Annotated in this window: 16 protein-coding genes and 1 pseudogene; 8 read left to right on the top strand and 9 right to left on the bottom strand. The window is 61.3% G+C overall.

Features of this window, described 5'->3' with window-relative positions; all coding sequences use genetic code 11:
• Positions 1-109 precede the first annotated feature (109 nt).
• Positions 110-817 (top strand): winged helix-turn-helix domain-containing protein, encoded by a 708-nt coding sequence (locus MRY17_RS14105; RefSeq protein WP_243352338.1) that lies wholly within the window; start codon positions 110-112, stop codon positions 815-817.
• The gene (locus MRY17_RS14100) at positions 818-2,119 is read left to right on the top strand and encodes an ATP-binding protein (RefSeq protein ID WP_243352337.1); all 1,302 of its coding nucleotides are present in this window, start codon (positions 818-820) and stop codon (positions 2,117-2,119) included.
• 16 nt (positions 2,120-2,135) lie between these two features.
• Here MRY17_RS14100 and MRY17_RS14095 read toward each other — a convergent pair whose 3' ends face one another.
• Both MRY17_RS14095 and ampC read right to left on the bottom strand, forming a co-directional pair.
• Positions 2,136-6,161 (bottom strand): hypothetical protein, encoded by a 4,026-nt coding sequence (locus tag MRY17_RS14095; protein ID WP_243352336.1) that lies wholly within the window; start codon positions 6,159-6,161, stop codon positions 2,136-2,138.
• Between the two features lie 184 nt (positions 6,162-6,345).
• Complete coding sequence (gene ampC, locus MRY17_RS14090; RefSeq protein ID WP_375154679.1) at positions 6,346-7,503, bottom strand: class C beta-lactamase; 1,158 nt, start codon at positions 7,501-7,503, stop codon at positions 6,346-6,348.
• A 125-nt stretch (positions 7,504-7,628) separates the two neighbouring features.
• Between ampC and MRY17_RS14085 the strand changes: the two genes are divergently transcribed.
• Positions 7,629-8,501: a LysR family transcriptional regulator gene (locus MRY17_RS14085; RefSeq protein WP_181285213.1), complete on the top strand. Its 873-nt coding sequence runs from the start codon at positions 7,629-7,631 to the stop codon at positions 8,499-8,501.
• Positions 8,502-8,539: 38 nt separating this feature from the next.
• Here MRY17_RS14085 and yghX read toward each other — a convergent pair whose 3' ends face one another.
• Together yghX and MRY17_RS14075 are read right to left on the bottom strand one after the other, a co-directional pair.
• A complete protein-coding gene (yghX, locus tag MRY17_RS14080) occupies positions 8,540-9,427 on the bottom strand; it encodes a YghX family hydrolase (protein WP_191951755.1) in 888 nt (295 codons plus the stop codon).
• Between the two features lie 69 nt (positions 9,428-9,496).
• On the bottom strand, positions 9,497-10,387 hold the full coding sequence (locus tag MRY17_RS14075) for a DMT family transporter (protein WP_243352335.1): 891 nt from the start codon (positions 10,385-10,387) through the stop codon (positions 9,497-9,499).
• An 87-nt stretch (positions 10,388-10,474) separates the two neighbouring features.
• On the opposite strand from MRY17_RS14075, the gene MRY17_RS14070 reads away from it, so the two are divergent.
• Complete coding sequence (locus MRY17_RS14070) at positions 10,475-11,800, top strand: PLP-dependent aminotransferase family protein (protein WP_243352334.1); 1,326 nt, start codon at positions 10,475-10,477, stop codon at positions 11,798-11,800.
• Between the two features lie 29 nt (positions 11,801-11,829).
• Here MRY17_RS14070 and MRY17_RS14065 read toward each other — a convergent pair whose 3' ends face one another.
• Positions 11,830-12,261, bottom strand: coding sequence for a nuclear transport factor 2 family protein (locus MRY17_RS14065; protein ID WP_191951754.1), 432 nt, complete (start codon positions 12,259-12,261; stop codon positions 11,830-11,832).
• Positions 12,262-12,417: 156 nt separating this feature from the next.
• Here MRY17_RS14065 and MRY17_RS14060 point away from each other — a divergent pair, with 156 nt between their 5' ends.
• Positions 12,418-12,624 (top strand): DUF6434 domain-containing protein, encoded by a 207-nt coding sequence (locus tag MRY17_RS14060; RefSeq protein ID WP_065885299.1) that lies wholly within the window; start codon positions 12,418-12,420, stop codon positions 12,622-12,624.
• 570 nt (positions 12,625-13,194) lie between these two features.
• Here MRY17_RS14060 and MRY17_RS14055 read toward each other — a convergent pair.
• Positions 13,195-14,901 (bottom strand): amidase, encoded by a 1,707-nt coding sequence (locus MRY17_RS14055; RefSeq protein ID WP_243352333.1) that lies wholly within the window; start codon positions 14,899-14,901, stop codon positions 13,195-13,197.
• Positions 14,902-15,021: 120 nt separating this feature from the next.
• Here MRY17_RS14055 and MRY17_RS14050 point away from each other — a divergent pair, with 120 nt between their 5' ends.
• Positions 15,022-15,330, top strand: coding sequence for a DUF2834 domain-containing protein (locus MRY17_RS14050; protein WP_181285597.1), 309 nt, complete (start codon positions 15,022-15,024; stop codon positions 15,328-15,330).
• A gap of 105 nt (positions 15,331-15,435) precedes the next feature.
• On the opposite strand, the gene MRY17_RS14045 is transcribed toward MRY17_RS14050, so the two are convergent.
• A complete protein-coding gene (locus MRY17_RS14045; RefSeq protein WP_057725219.1) occupies positions 15,436-16,647 on the bottom strand; it encodes an MFS transporter in 1,212 nt (403 codons plus the stop codon).
• Positions 16,648-16,744: 97 nt separating this feature from the next.
• On the opposite strand from MRY17_RS14045, the gene MRY17_RS14040 reads away from it, so the two are divergent.
• On the top strand, positions 16,745-17,566 hold the full coding sequence (locus MRY17_RS14040; protein WP_243352332.1) for an AraC family transcriptional regulator: 822 nt from the start codon (positions 16,745-16,747) through the stop codon (positions 17,564-17,566).
• Here MRY17_RS14040 and MRY17_RS14035 read toward each other — a convergent pair.
• A complete protein-coding gene (locus MRY17_RS14035) occupies positions 17,559-18,746 on the bottom strand; it encodes an MFS transporter (protein WP_243352331.1) in 1,188 nt (395 codons plus the stop codon). The genes MRY17_RS14040 and MRY17_RS14035 overlap by 8 nt on opposite strands.
• A 169-nt stretch (positions 18,747-18,915) precedes the next feature.
• Between MRY17_RS14035 and MRY17_RS14030 the strand changes: the two are divergent.
• Positions 18,916-19,838, top strand: a pseudogene (locus MRY17_RS14030) (AraC family transcriptional regulator N-terminal domain-containing protein).
• On the opposite strand, the gene MRY17_RS14025 reads toward MRY17_RS14030, so the two are convergent.
• Entirely contained in the window at positions 19,813-20,319 is a 507-nt protein-coding gene (locus MRY17_RS14025) for a GAF domain-containing protein (protein ID WP_181285602.1), read from the bottom strand. The pseudogene MRY17_RS14030 and the gene MRY17_RS14025 sit on opposite strands and share 26 nt — an antisense overlap.
• Positions 20,320-20,338 lie beyond the last annotated feature (19 nt).

Genomic DNA, 20,338 nt, shown 5'->3' with positions numbered 1-20,338 from the left:
CTCTTAAAAGCATGAAGCTTCGTGGCACGGTACGCGGCCGCCGCTCCCGTCCACCAGCTTGCCACCTATACTGCCGGCCTTTCAATCTGCGTTCGTACACTGGGAACTTATGGAAAACCTGGGTCAGGGCAAGGTCCTGCTCGTCGAGGACGACGAGAAGCTGGCAGGGCTGATTGCGCATTTTCTGTCACAACATGGTTTCGCCGTGCGGGCGGTGCACCGGGGCGACCTGGCCTTGACCGCGTTTCTGGCGTTCAAGCCGAATATGGTCGTGCTCGACCTGATGCTGCCGGGCCAGAGCGGGCTGCACGTGTGCCGCGAAATTCGTGCTGTGTCGGATACGCCCATCGTGATCCTGACGGCCAGAGAAGACGACCTGGACCATATTTTGGGCCTGGAGTCCGGCGCTGATGATTACGTGATCAAACCGATCAAACCGCCGGTATTGCTCGCACGTCTGCGTGCCCTGCAGCGTCGCCAGGTGCCCGAGCCCGTGGTGCGCGGCGCCCTGGCGTTCGGCCGGTTGTCGATCGATCGCAGTTGCCGGGTGGTCAGCCTGGGCGATGACAAGATCGACCTCACCACCATGGAGTTCGAGTTGCTGTGGCTGCTGGCGAGCAACGCCGGCACCATTCTTTCGCGCGACGACATTTTGAACCGGATGCGCGGTATTGCCTTCGATGGCCTGAATCGCAGCGTCGACGTGTATATCAGCAAACTGCGCGGCAAACTCAATGACAACCCGCGTGAGCCAGTGTGCATCAAGACCATCTGGGGCAAGGGCTACCTGTTCAATCCGTTCGCGTGGGAGCTCTAGATGCTGCGCCTGTACCTGCGCCTGTATGTGATCCTCGCGCTCGGCCTGGCCGGGTCGATCTGGCTGGTCAATTACGGCCTGGACGCGTACATGCCCGAGTCCAACGAGACCTATAACCGAGAGGCCTTGCGCGGCCCGGCGTGGGCCCTGGTGGAACAACTGCGGCCGGTGCGGGGAGCGGCGCGACAGGCACGCCTGGATGAGCTGCAACCGCATTACGGCTTGCGCCTGAAACTGGTGCAGCGCGACGCCCAGCACCTGAGTGAGCGCGAGCATAAGCTTTTGGCGAGTGATCAAGTGGTGGTGCGCGAGGACTTCATGAAGTTTCTCGCGCCTATCGACGACGGCCCGCAATTACTCGAGATCCAGCTGCCGGAAGAACCCAAATGGCTGTACCTGTGGGCCTATGGTTTCCTCGGCATCAGCCTGGCCATCGTGCTGTATTTCTGGGTGCGTCCGCACTGGCGTGACCTGGAGCACATTCGCCTGGCGGCGCAGCGCTTTGGCGACAATGACCTGGGCTCGCGCATCCTGTTGCCGCGCCGTTCCACCGTGCGCGCACTGGCCGGGCACTTCAACCAGATGGCCGAGCGCATCGAAAGCCTGATCGCCAACCAGCGCGAACTGACCAACGCGGTGTCCCACGAACTGCGCACGCCGATTGCGCGCTTGTCCTTTGAACTGGACCAGCTCAGGCAGCAGGCCGATCCGCGCCAGAGCCGCCAACTGATCGCCGATATGTACGCCGACCTTGGCGAGTTGGAAGAAATGGTCTCCGAGCTATTGACCTACGCCAGTCTGGAGCGCGGCGCGACCCAGGTGACTCGCGAGGATATCGAGGCCCACAGCTGGCTGGACAGCGTGATCGGCAGTGTGGCGCTGGAGGCGGAGGCGGCGGGTGTGCAATTGTCGCTGCGCACCTGTGAGGTCGATTTTATTCAGATCGAACCGCGCTTCATGGCGCGGGCGGTGATCAACCTGCTGCGCAATGCGATCCGTTATGCCGATTGCCGCGTGGAAGTGTCGCTGGTGAAGTTCGGCAGCGGCTATGAAGTGCAGGTCAATGATGATGGCCCAGGCGTGCCGTTGGACGGCCGCACCAAGATCTTCGAACCTTTCCTGCGCCTGGACACCAGCCGCGACCGCCGCACGGGCGGGTTTGGCTTGGGCCTGGCGCTGGTCAAGCGGGTCTGCCAGTGGCATGGCGGGCAGGTGCAAGTGCTGGATTCGGAGTGGGGCGGGGCGTCGTTTCGGATGACGTGGGGGTATGCTGATCAGGCTAATAGAAATGCCAGTCTCTAGAGACTGGCATTTTTTATCAGCGCGTGAACCAGCGCGGTTGATAGTTAACGACGCCGTCTACGATGACCGGCGGTTGGTTGACTTCAGCAATGTTGACTTTAATCGTTGCGCCATGATTTTTTTTCACGCCGACAGTGATTTTATTGACGAATTTCTTTTTGATTTCGTTATCCGCAAGAAAGTCGAGGGTCTTCGCGTCAGCGCCCGTATTTGATAGTGCAAAATTTTTGTGTTCTAAATTACGTTGCGTGGTCACGTAGGTTGAACCTGGATCCAAGCTTACCGTTCCTTCAAACGCCTTGACAGGTTTCCCAATTTCCTTTTGAAACAAACGCCCAAAAGCTCTACTTCTACCTTCGCCTGCATGACATACCAGCAGCCGCACGGTATCGTATTGTGAGGGGAACACATTCTTGCTTTTCAACAAGGCAACCAAGTCCTTCGCGTTATAAAGTTTGTCGTCCACAACAACGTGGGTACCATTGCCGGTAAGCTTGTCAAACCAGTCTCGCCCGTGGCCATGGGCAACGATATTCAGGCGTTTGAGTTTCCTCTTGGAGCGACTGTAAATATCCTCATAAGTATGAATTTCATTGCCGATCATCTTCAGATCCTTCATCGGGCCGCCGAGCTGAATCACGTTATCGCGCCCCAGCGCCGTATCCAGCGCACGCTCTGCGCCGGTAAGGCTACTGCGACTGGTACCGGGCACTGCATTATCAACCTGCGTGTGGGGCGTGAAGTTCTCCAGCGGTTTCCCATACGTACGGTTTTTAACCGGATCGAATGCGTGGATTTTTCCGGTTTTTTTGTCCAGCTTCGCGGGCGCAGAGAAAGTTGCACCGCTCTTCCTGTAAGTACCCTCCGAGATATCGGGCCGGGTGGGGGATTTCGAGAGATCGTAGCGCCCCGTACGCCCGCGCAATAGCCGGTCGAAGTCAGTCGCTGGTGTCGATGAAGTGAGCGCCCGCGAGCGATTGAAGAGACGGTCGCCAAAGACCTGGCGTGTGCGCTTGGCGGCGGACCCCAGGGTTTTTATCCCCTTGAACCCACCGCCCAGGCCGCCGGTGGTGGCGTACATGACGCCGTCGAATATAAGCCCGGATGCCACGGCCAGCCAGTCGCCCTTGACTACGTTCCTGACCAGATTCACACCAGGTATCGACCCCAGCACCAGTTCCTTGCTGTGTTCGAACTCTTCATCTTCTTCGCTGAACCGTGTGGTGTGACGGGTTGCGCTCACCCACTCATCAAGCGGGCGATTGCCAAAGGTATGACGGGCCAGAAGCTCGCCGAGAAATTGGCTGCGGGCGCTGGTGTACGAGGCGGGGACGGCCCCGTCCCCAGGCGTGGTGGCGTCGAGGCTGCCGGTCACGCCCGCCGGAACCTTAAAGGGCTCGATGGCGGTGTTGGAGAATTTGTCGCCGCCGATAATGCCGGCTGGCTGGCGGGCCCAGTCGCCTTGCAGGCCGGGCTTGAAGTCGCTTAATGGTTTCAACGTGTTCTGTTGCGGGCAAAATTCATAGGCCTTGACGCTTTCGCCATGGGTGGCCCGGACGATCAATGAGCGCTTGTCGCTCGCCTGTTCCGGGAACGGTTGGTCGTGATTGATATTGCCTGCCGGGGTGTAGCTGGTGTGTTTGATGACGGCGCCCTCGATGAAGAGGTCGAGTTTGCCGAATTCCAGATGCTGACGGTCTTCGATCGGCAGTTGCGCGATCAGGTGTTTGGTCAGGTTGACCAGGCCGTTGGTCCGGCTTTGCTGATAGCTTGCCAGCGCCTCGCGATGCCGGGACTTGATGTCGGGCAGATCGGCCAACAGTTTGATCGTGCCATCCGGCACCTTTGAGGTGTCGAGTGAATACCAAGTGTTATCGTTCTTAAGCTTCGGCGCATGCTCTGACAGGTACATGTCCAACAACGAGTAAGGGCCGGTATTGACGTGCAAAGGCCCGTCGTTGAGTGCGTTATTGGTTCTGGACTGGGGGTTGGTAATGACCGCAGCTTCAAGCGGGACATTTTTTATGTGCTGTCCGAGCACCTCCAATGCCATCGACTTTTGCAGGGGCACAGGTGCGTTCACCTCCTGCGTAATCTTCTTCAGCCCGCTCATGACTTCACTGAAGGTCGTGTGCGCAGCGTTCAGCTGTTCGGTCGAATACTCACCCGTCGCCGAGGGTTTGAGTACGCCATAGGCCAAGGCCCAGTCAATGACCGCAGCCTGCTTGACCTCATTGAGCAAGGTTTGATCGTCATCACCGATCGGGTTGACTTCGCCATACTTGACCACCTCGGCAAAGCTCATCAATGAACTGCTTCCCGGTTGCTTCGCTTCGATATAGGCCACCGTGGCTTTCAGGCTGAACCAGGTCGGTGAGCCATAGGTCACGTCTTTGGGGATGTCCTTGACCTGAAGCTCCGGCGCCGCGCTCGCCAGTAGCAGATGCGCGGCCACGGGCGCCATCTCTTGCGAGGCACGCCGGGTCTGCACCAGATGCTCGACCAGCGCTTGTTTGATGGTGTCGAGCGGTTTTCCGTGGAAGGCTTTATCCGCCAGATCGAATCCTGCGGTGTGATTGGCTTTTTTGGGTGTATCCAGCCAGGTTGGCGCGTCCAGCCCCAACAGCATGGCGGCCAGTACCCAGTCGGAACTGTCGGAGTTTTCGGCGGCGCCCATTTTTTTCTGCAGCGAGGCTTCCAGTTCCCTTGCCTTTGGCGATGCAAGTATCTGGCGCAGCACATGGGCAGGGTTGCGCAGTTCGGTGCTTGTCCAGTGTCGATTTTTAGTCAGGTAATTGAATGCATCTGTCTTTTTCCACGCGCTGAGACCTGGCAATTGCAGGTTGTTGTACGCAATGTGGGAATAAAGCTCCCTTTGCTCGGACGCGCTGACGGGCGCTTCCCAACCCAATGCTCCGGTGTAATTGCCATGGGGCGGCGCTGCAGGTTCCGTTTGCCTGAGGACGTCTATCAGGTTGAGGATTTCTGCTCTGGTCTCAGGGATTTTACCGAACTTGTCATGGATAAATCGCTCCAGTGTCACCTTGTCTTCGGGTATGAGTTGCTCATCCTGGAAGTACCAGGACGACGGATCTATTTGAAGGTGGGTGCCTTTGAGCAGGTCCTTGACTCTGGCTTTCTCAGCACGTTCGGTCGCCTCGGGTGTGGGCAGTGTGGTGATGGAGTAGGGGCGGGTTTCATCTGGCTCAGTGTCGGCGTCGATCAGGTCCAGAACGTTGCTCAACTGTTGGAACAGTCGGTTGTCGTTACACATGTCGCCCAAGGTTTTCTGTTGGTGCTCAAGCTCTCCCTCGGCGCGCATCTCGAGCTGCGCCGTCGACAGTGAGTTGTCCGCGGCGGGAAACGAATCTGCCTGCTTGAGCTGATTGGATCGTTGAACGGCGAGTTGCTCGGTGGAGGTCAGCACCTCGCCATAAAAGCTGGCAACCTCTCTGATCGAGGCAGGGCGTTCAGCGTGCACGCTGGACGATGCCCGGCCGACTGCAGGCACCTCAAGTGAATGGCCGTTTGGCGACAAGGTGTTGGCGGCCTGCATGATGAGTTGCCACGTGTGCGGCAGCGTCTTGCCCTGGCCGGCCGCGAACAATACCCAAGACGCCTTCTCACTGGGTGAGGTTGGCTTGAGCGAGGCGACGATATGCGCCTGTGAGACGCCGTCGGCAGGGGCGATGCGGATAGGTTTGGATCGATCGATATTATTGGCGCCGGCCCACTGCTCGAAGTCGGGGCTCGCCAGCAGGGCGTCGAGTTGCTGGCGCCATTGCCCGAACGTGGAGTCTGGAGGCACGGGCAATTGCGGTTCCGCGCCATCGGCAGTCTCCACCAGCGCATCGGCGTAAGCCGCCGAGAGCGCCATGTCAGCTTTGTAACGCGGGGTTTTTTTGATCAGTTCCACCCACGCGGGCACGTCGGCGCCGGGTCCTGAAGGTGGCGCAGGTACCGTCGCAGTGCCTGCAGCAGCAGACACGGGTGTCTCCTGCATGGTGGGGCTGGGAATCGGGGGTTGAGAAATTGCCGGCATGAATGACCTCCAGGAAGACGACGATCGCTGCCGCACGCTTCTTACGTGCAGCAGCGATGATTCGTCGCAGGAGGCAAGCGCAACGTTCCGGGCTGAGTTATTTCATGGTACTTCCCCGGTGACGCCGGCCCGTTCGGTCTGGTCAGGCATTCAGAGAGTCGAGGCCTTGCTCAGTCACTCGGATTCATGGGTCCATGGCACGCAGGATTGAATGGGCCACTTTCACCCGCTCTTCATTCGGGTAATTCTTATTGGCCAGGATCACTACGCCCATTGTCCTGCTCGGTACGTATGCCACATAGGCGCCAAAGCCACGGGTCGAGCCGGTTTTGTTGAACAGCACATCGGCCGGTTGTACCTCCGGCGCTGGCAACCAGGTGACTGTGTGCGGCTCCATGGCCATCGGCGTGGAGTTTCCGTCGATCAGGGTTTGCAGCTTGACCGGGTACGCGTAGTACTCCCAGCCCAGTGCCTGGGTGGTGGCGCCGACTCGGTAGTAGCCGGTCTGGACGTTCGCAATGGCCTGCTGCAGCGGATTTTCCAGGCCGGCCGGGTTGAGGTTCGCTTCAACGTAGTGGAGCAGGTCTGCGGCACTGGTCTTTATGCCGTAGGCTTCGCTGTCCAGGGCGCCCGGAGCGACACGTACCGGTTTGCCGTCAGGGCCATAGCCCTGTGCATACAGGCCGCTCTGCTCGGCGGGCACGTTGACGAAGGTATGGTTGAGTCCGAGCTTGGGCAGCAGCGTGTTCTGCATCAAGGTATCGAACGGCTGCCCAAGACTCTGTGCGGCCAGGTAGCCGAACAGCCCCAGGCTGGGGTTGGAATACAAACGCCGGACACCTGGCGTGAAGTCGGGTTTCCACTGTTGGTAATAACCGATCATGCGCTGTGCAGTGTCCGCCTCGGCGGGAAATTGCAGCGGTAGGCCCCCGGCGGTGTAAGTGCCCAGGTTGAGTACGCTGATGTGATCGAATATGGCGCCTCGCAATGCTGCCAGGTAGTGGCTGGCAGGGTCTGACAGCCTGAGCTTGCCCTGCGCCACGGCGTACCCGGCCAGTGTGGCGGTAAACGTCTTGCTCACCGACCCCACCTCGAACAGTGTGTTTTCGGTGACGGCACGTTTGGCGTCCTCGTCGGCCATGCCGTAACTGAAGTATTGCCTCTCGCCGTTTTTCACCACGGCGACCACCAGGCCGGGAATGGACTGCTGTTGCATCAAGGGCTTGACGCTGGCATCCACCACCGCACGCAGGTCGGTGGCGGCCAGGCAGTCGCCGGCGGCGATAAATAACGCAAGGGTGGTGAATTTACGCACTGCGGACAGGTTGTGTTGGGGCATCATTAGCGCTTCCATGAATGTGATCGACTCAATGAACAGCCTGCGCAGGCGGGGCAAATCTAAACAGTTTGTCGACATTGGACAAAGGATCATATCTCGCGCCAGCCATTAGAAAATCTGGGGTCACCATGTTGCGTTCTCATTTGCCCCTCAACGCGTTAAGAGCGTTCGAAGCATCCGCCCGGCACCTGAGCTTCACCCGAGCTGCAATCGAGCTATGTGTGACTCAGGCGGCGGTCAGCCACCAGGTCAAAAGCCTGGAGGCGCAACTCAATGTCACATTGTTCAAACGCCTGCCTCGCGGGCTGATGCTTACGCGTGAGGGCGAAACCCTGTTGCCGGTACTGCGCGAATCGTTCGACCGCATTGCCCATACGCTGGGCCAGTTCGAGGCAGGGCACTATCGCGAGGTGCTGGCGGTCGGCGCGGTCGGTACCTTTGCGGTGGGCTGGCTGTTGCCGCGCTTACCGGATTTCCAGAGCCGCTACCCGTTCATCGACGTGCGCCTGTCCACGCACAACAACCGCGTCGATGTCGCCGCCGAAGGCCTGGATTACGCGATCCGTTTCGGCGCTGGCGCCTGGCACGGCACCGAGGCCTGCCAACTGCTTGAGGCCCCGCTGAGCGTGCTGTGTGTGCCGCACCTCGCCGAACAGCTGCACGCGCCGGCCGACCTGTTGAAACATACGTTGCTGCGCTCTTACCGCGCCGATGAATGGAGCCTGTGGTTCCAGGCCGCCGGTCTGCCGGCAGACACCCTGGTGCCGCGCAGTATCGTGTTCGATTCGTCGTTGGCGATGATGGACGCGGCGCTGCTGGGCATCGGCGTGGCGCTGGCGCCGGCGCGGATGTTTGCGCGGCAATTGGAGAGCGATGTGATTCGCCAACCCTTCGAGGTGGCGATCAACACCGGCAGTTACTGGCTGACGCGCTTGCAGTCACGGGCCGAAACGCCTGCAATGCTGGCGTTCAAAGGATGGTTGCAGAGGAGTGCCGTCTGATGTGGAAGGGCAGTTGCCCTTCCACAGGTTGATTGTGTCTAAGCGAGGTACTTGCGAAACCACCCCAGTGTGCGCTCCCAAGCGAGATTTGCCGCCGCCTCGTCATAACGTGGCGTCGAATCATTATGAAAACCGTGATTGGTGCCCTTGTAGATATACGCTTCGTAGGTGGTACCTGCGGCTTTCAGTGCCTGCTCGTAGGCGGGCCAACCCTCATTGATGCGCGTATCCAACTCACCGTAGTGCAGCATGATCGGTGCCTTGATGCGCGGCACATCCCTGGCCTCGGGCTGGCGGCCGTAGAACGATACGGCCGCGCCCAGTTCCGGGTAGGCGACTGCCGCCGCGTTGGTGACGCCGCCGCCATAACAGAAACCGGTAATGCCGACTTTGCCGGTGCTGCTGTCGTGGTGCATCAGCCATTCGATGGCGGCGAAGAAGTCATTCATCAGCTTGGTCGGGTCGACGGTTTGCTGCAGGGCCACGCCTTTTTCATCGTTGCCGGGGTAGCCGCCGACGGAACTCAGGCCGTCCGGCGCCAGGGCGATAAAACCGGCCTTGGCCAGGCGCCGCGCGACGTCTTCGATATAGGGGTTCAGGCCACGATTCTCGTGCACCACCACCACCGCAGGTAATTTACCGACGGCCTTGGCCGGCCGCACCAGATAGCCACGCACCGTGCCATTACCCTTGGGCGACGGATAGGTGATGTAGTCGGCGACGATATCGGGATCGGTGAATTTCACCTGTTCGGCCAGCGCATAGTTGGGGCTCAGGGCGGCGAGCAGGGCCGACGCCGTCAGGCCACCGAAGGTGAACAGCGCGGCGCGGTCGAGAAATTCGCGGCGGTTGAGCTTGCCGTGGGCGTAGCCGTCGTAGAGTTCCAGCAGTTCAGGCGCGAAGTCCTTGGCGGTGAGACGAGTCATCGGTGCAGTCCTCGATTAGCGGTATGGCGGGGGACGACACTTCTGTTTAGCAGGCCTTGGGCCGTAGCGCTAGCGCGCGAACCTTTTGGCCCCTGCCACGCACCCGATCACCGCCACCGTGACCAGCAGCATGCCCAGGCTGACCTGCTCATGCAGCAGGCCCGCCGCCAGGGCCAGGCCAAAGAACGGTTGCAGCAGCTGCAACTGGCCGACCGCGGCGATGCCACCCTGGGCCAGGCCGCGATACCAGAACACAAAGCCGATCAACATGCTGAACACTGCGACGTAACCCAGACTCAGCCAGGCCGGCAGGCTGATGCCGGTGAACGAGGCGGGCGCCAGCAGCGCGCTCAACGGTGCGACGACCGGCAGCGACATCACCAAGGCCCAGCAAATCACCTGCCAGCCGCCGAGGCTGCGCGACAGCGTGGCGCCCTCGGCGTAGCCCAGGCCGCAGACCAGCACTGCCAACAGCATCAGCAGATCCCCGGCGGGCGCGGCGCTCAGGCCCTGGGCGAAGGCATAACCCATCACCAGCGCACTGCCCATCAGCGAAAACAACCAGAACACCGGCCTGGGCCGCTCACCGCCGCGCAGCACGCCGAAGATTGCCGTTGCCAGCGGCAGCAGGCCGATGAAAACAATGGAGTGCGCCGAGGTCACGTATTGCAGCGCGAGCGCGGTCAGCAGCGGAAACCCGATCACTACGCCGAGCGCGACGATGACCAGGGGCGCCCATTGTTGACGGGTGGGGCGTTTTTCCTTGAACAATCGCAGCAGGCACAACCCCAGGACGGCGGCAAGTGTCGCGCGGATCATGGTCAGGAATACCGGGTCGAACTCCATCACCGCCAGGCGCGTGGCCGGCAACGATCCGCTGAAAATCAGCACGCCGATAAAACCGTTGATCCAGCCCTGGGTGCGGGTGTCCAGGGTGCTGAGCGGGGAGGTGCGTTCCATGGAATTCGTCCGAAAAGGGAAGTTGCGTAGGGACCATCCTAGGGTTGAAGATTGTGGCAATCAAAAAATTGTCATGGATACACCACTATGCCGCGCGCCCGTTACAAGTTGCTGGTCGATACGTTCGCAGAAGGCATTCGCTCGGGGCAAATGCCGCCCGGCACACGCTTGCCCACGCACCGCCAACTCGCCGCCGACCATAGGCTGGCGCTGGCCACGGCAAGTCGCGTGTACGGCGAATTGGAGGCCATGGGGCTGGTCAGTGGTGAGACCGGACGTGGCACCTTTGTGCGCGAGATAGCGTTGCCGCCGGGGCAGGGTAGCGGGCAGATGCCTGTGGCGACCGGCATGCTCGACCTGAATTTCAACTACCCCTCATTGCCCGGCCAGGCAGACCTGCTGCGCAACGCACTGCGCCAGCTGGCGTTGTCGGGCGACCTTGAAGCGCTGTTGCGTTATCAACCCCATGCCGGCCGCCCGCATGAGCGCGCGGTGGTCGCGCGGCACCTGTTGCATCGCGGGCTGGCGGTGCAGGCCGAACAGGTGTTGCTGGTCAGCGGTGCCCAGCACGGCTTGGCGGTCACGATGATGGCGCTGCTCAAACCTGGCGACGTAATTGCCGTCGACGCATTGACCTATTCCGGCTTGAAGGTGCTGGCCGAGACCCTGCACCTGGAAATCGTCGCGATCCCGGCCAGCGCCACCGGCCCGGACCTGGATCACCTGCAGGCCCTGTGCCGCACGCGCCTGGTGCGTGCGGTCTACAGCATACCGACCGTGCATAACCCGCTGGGCTGGGTGATGAGCCTGGCGCAGCGCGAGCGCCTGGTGGCGATAGCCCGAGAGCATCAGTTGATGATCATCGAGGACGCCGCCTACGCCTTTCTCGCCGAACACGCACCGCCGCCGCTGGCGACGCTGGCGCCTGAGCGGACGGTGTATGTCGGTGGGTTTTCCAAGAGTGTCGCCACGGGATTGCGCGTGGGTTTTGTCGCGGCACCTCTGGCTTGGGTCAAGTACCTGGAGCGCACCCTGATGGCAACCACCTGGAACGTACCGGGGGTGATGAGTGCGATCGCCGTGGCCTGGCTCGAAGACGGCACCGTTGCGCGGCTGGAGGCGCAAAAACGCGAAGACGCCCAGGCGCGGCAACGGGTGGCGGCGCAAGTGCTCACGGGGCTGAGCTATATCAGCCATCCTTCGTCGTATTTCCTGTGGCTGCCGCTCACCGAAGACGCCCGCGCCGATCAGGTGGCCATGAGCTTGCAGCGCGAGGGTATTTGCGTGTCCACCGCCGAACCCTTTGCCGTCTCCGCCCAGGTGCCCCATGCGTTGCGCCTGGCGCTGGGGTCGGTGTCGATGACGGCGTTACGTGAGGCACTGACGACGGTGCGCAGGGTGGTGCAATGGTGAGCCGTGGCTGAACGGCTCACCGGCATGGGTCAGTATTTATAAGCCTGACGACCGATCAGCAGCCATTTGCCTTGCTGCTTCTGCCAGACCTGGAAGTTGTCGATATCGGTCGGCACTTCCACGCCACTGTTCACCGCCAGGGCGTGGAAGTGGTTGCGCACCAGTGCGGTGTCGCCGTTCAGGGTGATGGTCTGGTTTTGCATTTCCAGGGTCTTGAACGCGCTGGTATGGGTTTCCAGATCAGCGATGAACTGCGCCTTGTTCTGCACCTTGCCGCTGGAATGACCGTAGCTGAGGGTGTCCGAGGTCAATGCGTGAAGTTGCTTGAGATCCAGGTGCAACATGGCTTGGGTAAGCTGGTCGACCGCCTGGGCCACCTCCTTCTCGGCGGGAGCCGGCGCGGCTGCGAGGTAGCCGGAGAACAGGCACAGAAAAGCGATCAGCACTTTGAGGTTGGGCATGGGTGTTTCCTTGTTGTTGTGGGTGTAGATACGACGAGGTCTGTCGTCGTACAACCATGCATTAATTGCAAGGGAGAAGGAAAGTGAAATTTCGCTCAGAACCGACCTCCTTTGAGGTTATGTTGGTGACCGGCATCCCCATCCGCGAGGCATAACATGGAATTTGACTGGCACAGTGGCGTCATCACCCGCGCCACACCCGTAACCCCGAGCTACAGGAATACCCAGAACGTGCGCCGCTTCATGCTTGAACACTGCGGCCCGGCGTTCAAGTTCAACCGTCCATTCATGGCCTGGATACGCAACGGCGCGCCCAAGACACTGGGCGATGTGGTGGACGAGTGGCAGCGTCGCACTGCTTGAGGTGAATACAGCAAAATCGTACACCGCTGTCTGTAGGAGCGAGCTTGCTCGCGAAAAACGTCAACGATACCGCGTGCTTCTTGAATCAACGCGGCGCCTGTGCGTTTTTCGCGAGCAAGCTCGCTCCTACACAAAGCAGCCGCCCCACCCGTAACCACGATGCGCAGCGAGCCGCTTTTGATCTTGATCTCAGGCGGCCCGTTAAACCACGCTGGCCGAACGCAGGCTTGAATCCGTGGGTAACCCGGCAGGACGCCGGGTTAGCCGTACTGGGCCATGGATGGCCCATTGCGGCGGCCCACGGATTCAAGCCGGAGAGAGGGCACACCGAGCCTAAGCGAGGTGCCGAGTGGTGGGGCAAGAGCGTTTTGCTTACTTTTGCGCTTTCAAAAGTGAGCCGCTGTAAAAGCGGAACCTATAGCAGCCGTTACCGCAGAAACGGATATGTACTCGATCTGATCCAACATTCTGGTCGGTCCTGAGGCCGCCATCGGGGGCAAGCCCCCTCCCACAGGAGATTTGCGCTAACTGACCGGCATTAGCGCAGCCCCCTCCCACCTTAGACGGTGCTCAATCGGCCAGCGGTGGTGTCCGTGGTGGAATCAGGCGTTTGCTGCCAGTGGCTTCAAACGCCGCGGCAAAGCGCAGCAGCGCCGAATCGTCATAGGCTCTACCTGCAAACGTCAGCCCTGCGGGCATGCCGATATCCGCCATCACGCCCATCGGGACGGTGACGGTGGGCACGCCAAGGTGGCGAATGGCGAGGTTGCCGTTGGCCACCCATACGCCATTGCTCCAGGCGATATCGGCGGAGGCTGGGTTCACATCGGCATCGGCCGGTCCGACGTCAGCCACGGTCGGAAACAGCACCGCGTCGAGGCGCAGGGTGTCCATCCAGTCTTCCAGATCCAGGCGACGGGTTTGCTCGAGGCCGCGCAAGCCGTCGGGCAAGGTGCTGATCTCGTTCCACGGTGTGATCCCGCGCTGGGCCATGCGCACGTATTCATCCATGCCGGCGGCCAGGTCATCTTCGCGGTTGGGCAGGGTGCCGGGGTCGTGGGGGAAGATGTTCGGGCCGTCGACATCCGCCAGGCGGTTCAGGGCCGGGTCGCCGTTGGCGCGCAGGAAGTCATCAAAGGCCCAGGCCGACAGTTCCCACAATTCATCGTGCAGAAATTGCCTGGACACCAGGCCACGGGTAAACACCGTCGGCGCGCCGGGGCGGTCGCCTTCGCAATTGGACACCAAGGGGAAATCCACCTCGATGACTTCGGCGCCGGCGGCTTCCAGGGCCTGGCGCGCGGCTTGCCACAGTTCGATCACCGAGGCGCGGGTGTGGATCTTCTGCCCGGTCGGCCCGCCGATTCCCGGTTTTTCGCTGGTGCCGGCCTCGGGGTCGGCGTTGATGTACATGCGCGGCACACCGAAGCGTTTGCCGGCGAGGGCCGCGCTGCCTGTGGCCAGTTCGGCATAAGACGCCGGGCGTACCGCGCTGGCGCGGGGGATTGGCACCCAGGGTTGCAGGCGCCACAGGTCGCCACGGGTGTCCAGGTCGTCGGCGACCACCACGTCGAGCACTTCCAGCAGGTCGGCCATGGTGCGCGCATAGGGCACGACCACGTCCATGGTCGGGGTCAGCGGCCAGTTGCCGCGCACCGAGATCACCCCACGCGAGGGCGTGTACGCACACAAGCCGTTGTTGGAGGCCGGGCCGCGACCGCTCGACCAGGTTTCTTCAGCCAGGCCAAAGGCGGCGAAGCTTGCCGCCGTCGCCGTGCCGGCGCCGTTGGACGAACCCGAGGCGAACGGTGCGGTGAGGTAAGCGGCGTTGTACGGGCTTTCGGCACGGCCATACACACCCCGTTGCATGCCGCCGTTGGCCATGGGCGGCATATTGGTCTTGCCCAGGCAGATGGCGCCGGCGGCGCGCAGGCGCTCGATGGTGAATGCATCGCGCTGCGCGACCAGCTTGGCGAACGCAGGGCTGCCGGATGCCGCCGTGAGGCCCTTGACCAGGTAACTGTCCTTGGCGGTATAGGGAATGCCATCCAGCGGCCCTAGGGTCTGGCCTTTGGCCCGGCGTGCATCGGACGCCTCGGCTTCGCTCAAGGCTTCGGGATTGCGCACCACCACGGCGTTCAGCGCGGTAGCGGTCTGCGGGCCGTCATAGGCCTCGATTCGCGCCAGGTAGGCCCGGACCAGTTCAACGGCAGTGGTCTGGCCGGATTCAAGCGCAGCGCGCAATTGGGCAATGGAGACTTCGGTAACTTGCATCACGTTTTTTCGCCGCCTTCAAGTGGGGGTATGGCGGCAGTCTACGGACAGATATTTGCCAGTGCCAGCTTACTGCCAAGGTAAGCTGCCTGATCATCCACATTGCGCTCCAAGGAGGAGAACATGCCCAGACCCTACGTTGCCCTGGCCGGTTTGATCGGCTTTTCGTTGTACACCGTGGCGACGATGCTGACGGCCGAGCAATCGCTCATTGCGTTCGGCCAGGAGCTGATGTCGCGGCCGGACACCGCGCAGGTGGTGATCGACCTGTACCTGATGGCGATACTGGCGTGTGTATGGATGTACCGGGACGCGCGCGGGCGAGGGCGCTCCGTGGCCTCGTTGATCCCCTATTTCCTGCTGACGGCGGTGTTCGTGTCGGTGGGGCCGCTGTTGTATATCGTCGTCAATGGGTTCACGCGACGTACCTGACGACAGATGCCAATGTGGGAGGGGGCTTGCCCCCGATAGCGATGTGTCAGTCGGCATCTACTTGACTGAAACACCGCCATCGGGGGCAAGCCCCCTCCCACAGAGTCAGACGCCTTTGGTCGAAGGCAAAAAGATCGTCAGGATGCCCGCCAACGGCAGGAACGAGCAGATTTTGTAAACGTATTCGATGCCGTGGTGATCCGCGAGCAATCCCAGCAGTGCCGCACCGATCCCGCTGAAACCGAACATCAGGCCGAAGAATATCCCGGCGATCATGCCCACATTGCCCGGCACCAGTTCCTGGGCGAACACCACGATGGCCGAGAATGCCGAGGCGATGATGAAGCCGATGACCACGCTGAGTACGGCGGTCCAGAACAGGTCGACGTAGGGCAGGGCGAGGGTGAAGGGCGCGGCGCCGAGAATCGAGAACCAGATGACTTTCTTGCGGCCGATCCTGTCGCCGATCGGCCCGCCCGCGAAGGTGCCTACGGCCACGGCGCCGAGGAACAGGAACAGGTACATCTGAGAGCTGGCGACCGACAGCTGGAATTTCTCGATCAGGTAGAAGGTGAAGTAGCTGGTCAGGCTGGTCATGTACCAATATTTGGAGAACACCAGCAGCGCCAGCACTACCAATGCAAAGGTCACCCGGCCTTTGGACAAGCCGTGGGTCGGCTGACTGCCTTGCTTGAGCTTGAACAGGTTGAGGTGGTGACGGTACCAGCGGCTCAAGCCATACAGCACGAGGATCGCGAATACCGCGAACAGGCCGAACCAGGCGATATGGGACTGGCCGTAGGGAATGATGATGGCCGCCGCCAGCAACGGGCCGAAGGCGCTGCCGGTGTTGCCGCCGACCTGAAACGTCGATTGGGCCAAACCGTAGCGGCCACCGGAGGCCAGGCGTGCCACGCGGGACGTTTCCGGATGAAACGTCGACGAGCCGACCCCCACCAGCGCCGCCGCGAGCAGGATCGCCGGGAAGCTGCCGACGAATGCCAGCATCAGGATGCCTATCAAGGTGCAGACCATGCCCGCCGGCAACAGCCAGGGTTTGGGGTGACGGTCAGTGTGATAGCCGATCCACGGCTGCAGCAAGGAGGCGGTCAGTTGGAAGGTCAGGGTGATCAGGCCGACCTGGGTGAACGTCAGGCCATAGTTGGCCTTGAGCATCGGGTAGATCGACGGCAGCACGGCCTGGATCAAGTCATTGATCATATGCGCCAGGGCACAGGCGCCGAGCACGCGCATGACCAGCGGGCTTATCTGGGGCGCAGTGGTTGCAGCGGCGGGTGTCGCGGTGAGGGTCGACATGCAGGCATTCCATACAAGGCAGCGAACAGGGGCAGACAGTACGTGAGCTGACGGCTCATTTCTAATTGTTTCGGGCACTATGCTAGAGTCGACAAAAATGCCTGTCTCGCGAAATTCGGGCAGGAAACATCGCAAAAAGGGCAAAACCATCAAATCCCTCGACAAATTCCTCCAGGAGATCGATGAAGGCGATTGGGCCGTCATCAGCTCGGCCACCGATTACCCGGAAAACTGGGTGATTCCCGAACACAGCCACAATAAGCATCAACTGCTGTATGCCATTGGCGGCGTCATGGTGGTGTATTCGGCCTTGAACCAATGGACGGTGCCGCCCAATCGCGGCTTCTGGATGCCCTTTGGGCATGTGCATGCGCTGCGCTGCGTGGGCACCTTGAAGATGCGCAGCGTGTTTGTGCGCCCGGACAGCTTTCCCAATCTGCCGGCCGAGCCGAAGACGGTCACGGTTTCGCCGCTGTTGAGTGAATTGATCAAGGTCTCGGTCAGCCTGAAACCGCCCTACGCAGAAGACTCACGCGACGCCCGGATCATGCGCCTGATCCTGGATGAGCTGGCCATCCTGCCTGCGCTGCCATTATCCCTTCCGCAGCCTGTCGACCCACGTATCCACCACATCTGCCAGTCCTTGCAGCAAGACCCCGGCGATGCCTCTACTGTCGCCGATTGGAGCGCGCGCCTGGAGCTGGATCAAACCACCATCCAGCGCCTGTTCCGCCGCGAAACCGGTATGACCTTCGGCCAGTGGCGCCAACAGGCTCGCCTGCTTTTGGCGCTGGAGCGCATTGCGGTGGGCGAGAAAATTATCGACGTGGCCTTTGAGCTGGGCTATGAAAGCCCGAGCGCCTTTACCAGCATGTTCAAGAAACAGTTTGGCAAGACGCCGAGTCATTTCTTCAAGTAGCGCTGCTGACGACACGTGCAGGCGCTGACCGACGTGATGCCAGGTAAGCCGGCAGCGTGGCGACCACCAGCAATCCCGCACTGAGCTCAAAGGTCGCCCGGTAGCCGCTCAGGTCGAAGGCCGCGCCGCCGACCGTAGCGCCCGCGGCAATCGCCAGTTGGATGATGGCAACCATCAAGCCGCCGCCTGCCTCGGCGTCGTCAGGCAGGGTTCTCGACAACCAGGTCCACCAGCCCACCGGTGCGGCGGTCGCCACCAGGCCCCAGGCGCCCAGCAATACGGTGGTCATGCGGGTTGAATCGCCGAACTCCAGCAATGCGACGGCGATGCCGGCCATGATCAGCGGGATGGTCATCAGCGTCGGGTACAGGCTGCGCTTGAGCAAACCTTCAATCAGGAACGTCCCCGCCAGACCCGCCAGGCCAAGCACCAGCAGCATCAGCGAGAGTGTGGACACGTTGACCCCGGTGACACTTTCCAGGAACGGGCGCAGATAAGTGAACAACATGAACTGGCCCATGAAGAACAGGCTGATGGCCGCCATGCCCAGAGCCAGCGTCGGGTTTTTCATCAAGCGCAGCGCATTGCCGGTTTTTGCCTCGGCCCGGTTCTTCAGGGTTGGCAGGCTCAGCAGCAGCCAGACCCATGCGATAGCCGCCACTGGCACCACACAGAAAAACGCCCCGCGCCAGCCGATGATCCCGCCGAGAAAGCTGCCCAGCGGCGCCGCGATCACCGTGGCCAGCGCGTTGCCGCCGTTGACGATGGCCAAGGCGCGCGGCACCCGGGCCTGTGGCACCAGGCGCATCGCCGTGGCCGCCGACAGCGACCAGAAACCGCCAATCGCTACGCCGATCAACGCACGCCCGAGCATGAACACCGGGTAATTGGGGGCGAATGCCACCACGCTGCCCGAGACGATCATCAGCAGCGTCAGCGCCATCAGCAGGCGTTTGCGGTCCACCCGCGCGGCAATCGAGGCGATCACCAGGCTGGTGAGCAGGGCAAACACCCCGGACACCGAAATGCCCTGGCCGGCCTGGCCCTGGGTGATATGCAGGTCAGCGGCCAGTGGGGTCAGCAGGCTTACCGGCATGAATTCGCAGGCGACCAGGGCGAATGCTGCCAGCGACATGGCGAGTACGGCGCCCCAATGGCTTGTGGAAGGTGTATCGGACATCGTATGAACCCATCGTTGTGCAAATGGCTTGCACATTTTCCCGGCGAACCCAGGTACTCCATAGTTCGATCCAGCGGATTACTTGCCTGATCCTCTGAGTCTTGAGGCTTGCCAATGACAACCATCGCAGGCACGGGTAACGTTCAGTGAGAAAACAACCGAGCCTGCCATGACCCATCCCTGCCTGCCTTTGGAATCACTGGTGCAATGCATCGATTCACGCACCCCTTCGCCTGGCGACTTCCTCACGTCGATACCCGGCCTGGGCTTTTACCGGCGTGAACAGCCGGCCGCACGGTAGTGTGCATGGTCGAACCGAGCATCGTGCTGGTGGTGCAGGGCAAGAAACAGTTGTGGGTCGGCGGTGAGGGCTACCCCTACGACATGTCACGATTCCTGGTGACTTCGCTGGATATCCCGGCCAACTCCGAAGTGCTGGCCGCCAGCGCCGAGCAGCCGTGCCTGGGGCTGACGTTCAAACTCGACCTGCGCATGCTGGCCGAGCTGATTGCCCAGGGCGATCTGCCACGCACCCGTGAGCGCGCGATGATGAAGGGCGTTGGCATTGGCAAGGTGACGGGCGACATGCTGGCGGCGTTCGCGCGCCTGGTGGCGCTGCTCGATGAGCCCGAAGCAATAGCCGTATTGGCGCCGCTGATCCAGCGCGAGATTCACTTTAGGTTATTGCAGAGCGACCAGGCTGGCCGGCTGCGCCAGATCTGCTCAGTGGACGGGCAGGGCTATCGGATCGCCAAGGCCATCGATTGGCTGAAACTGAATTTCGATAGCGCACTGCGCGTGGAAGAACTGGCGGCGCGTGTGCAAATGAGCGCGGCCACTTTTCATCATCACTTCCGTCAACTGACCTCGATGAGCCCGTTGCAGTATCAGAAATGGTTGCGCTTGAATGAGGCTCGACGGTTGATGTTGAACGAGCACCAGGACGTGTCCAGTGCTGCGTTCAAGGTTGGCTATGAAAGCCCGTCGCAGTTCAGCCGTGAGTACAGTCGGCTATTCGGCGTGCCGCCCAGGCGCGATATCGCTGCGCTGCGGGGTGGGGCGGGTTTCAGCGATCTGCCGGGGTCAAGTTAGCGTAGAAGATGCAGCCGATCAGTCGGGCGAACAGGCTCAGGGTTTCCGGCAGGTTGGGATCGTCGAACAGCATGGTGCGTGAATCCAGCGCGCACAACGCACCGAACAGGCGCCCGTCAGGCAGGAAAATCGGCGCGCCGGCATAGCTTTCGATGGCGTATCGCTTGACCACCGGGCGTGAAGCAAAGCGGCCGTCCTGGCTCACCTGGGGCACGAACAACGCTTGAGGATTGACGCAGAACTCACTGCACAGGGTGGTTTCCAGGTCGAGCACGTCGTCTACGTAGATGCCCATCTGCATTGGGTCGTAGGCCGAGCACACCACCCAATCCTGGTCGGCGAATTTGGCGATGCCGGCAAAGCGCATCCCGGTGAGGCGGGTAACGAGTTTAAGTATGTTGGTGCTCGCTTCGATTTCCGCGATGGCCGCGCGTTCGTCGGCGCTCAGGAGATCGTGTGCAGAGGTGACGCTTGGAACCATGTGATCACTCCAATATGCG

Origin of the sequence: Pseudomonas orientalis (assembly GCF_022807995.1) — a bacterium.
GTDB lineage: Bacteria > Pseudomonadota > Gammaproteobacteria > Pseudomonadales > Pseudomonadaceae > Aquipseudomonas > Aquipseudomonas orientalis_B.
The sequence above is the reverse complement of the archived record's forward strand: the minus strand, read 5'-3'. Positions and strand labels throughout refer to the sequence as shown.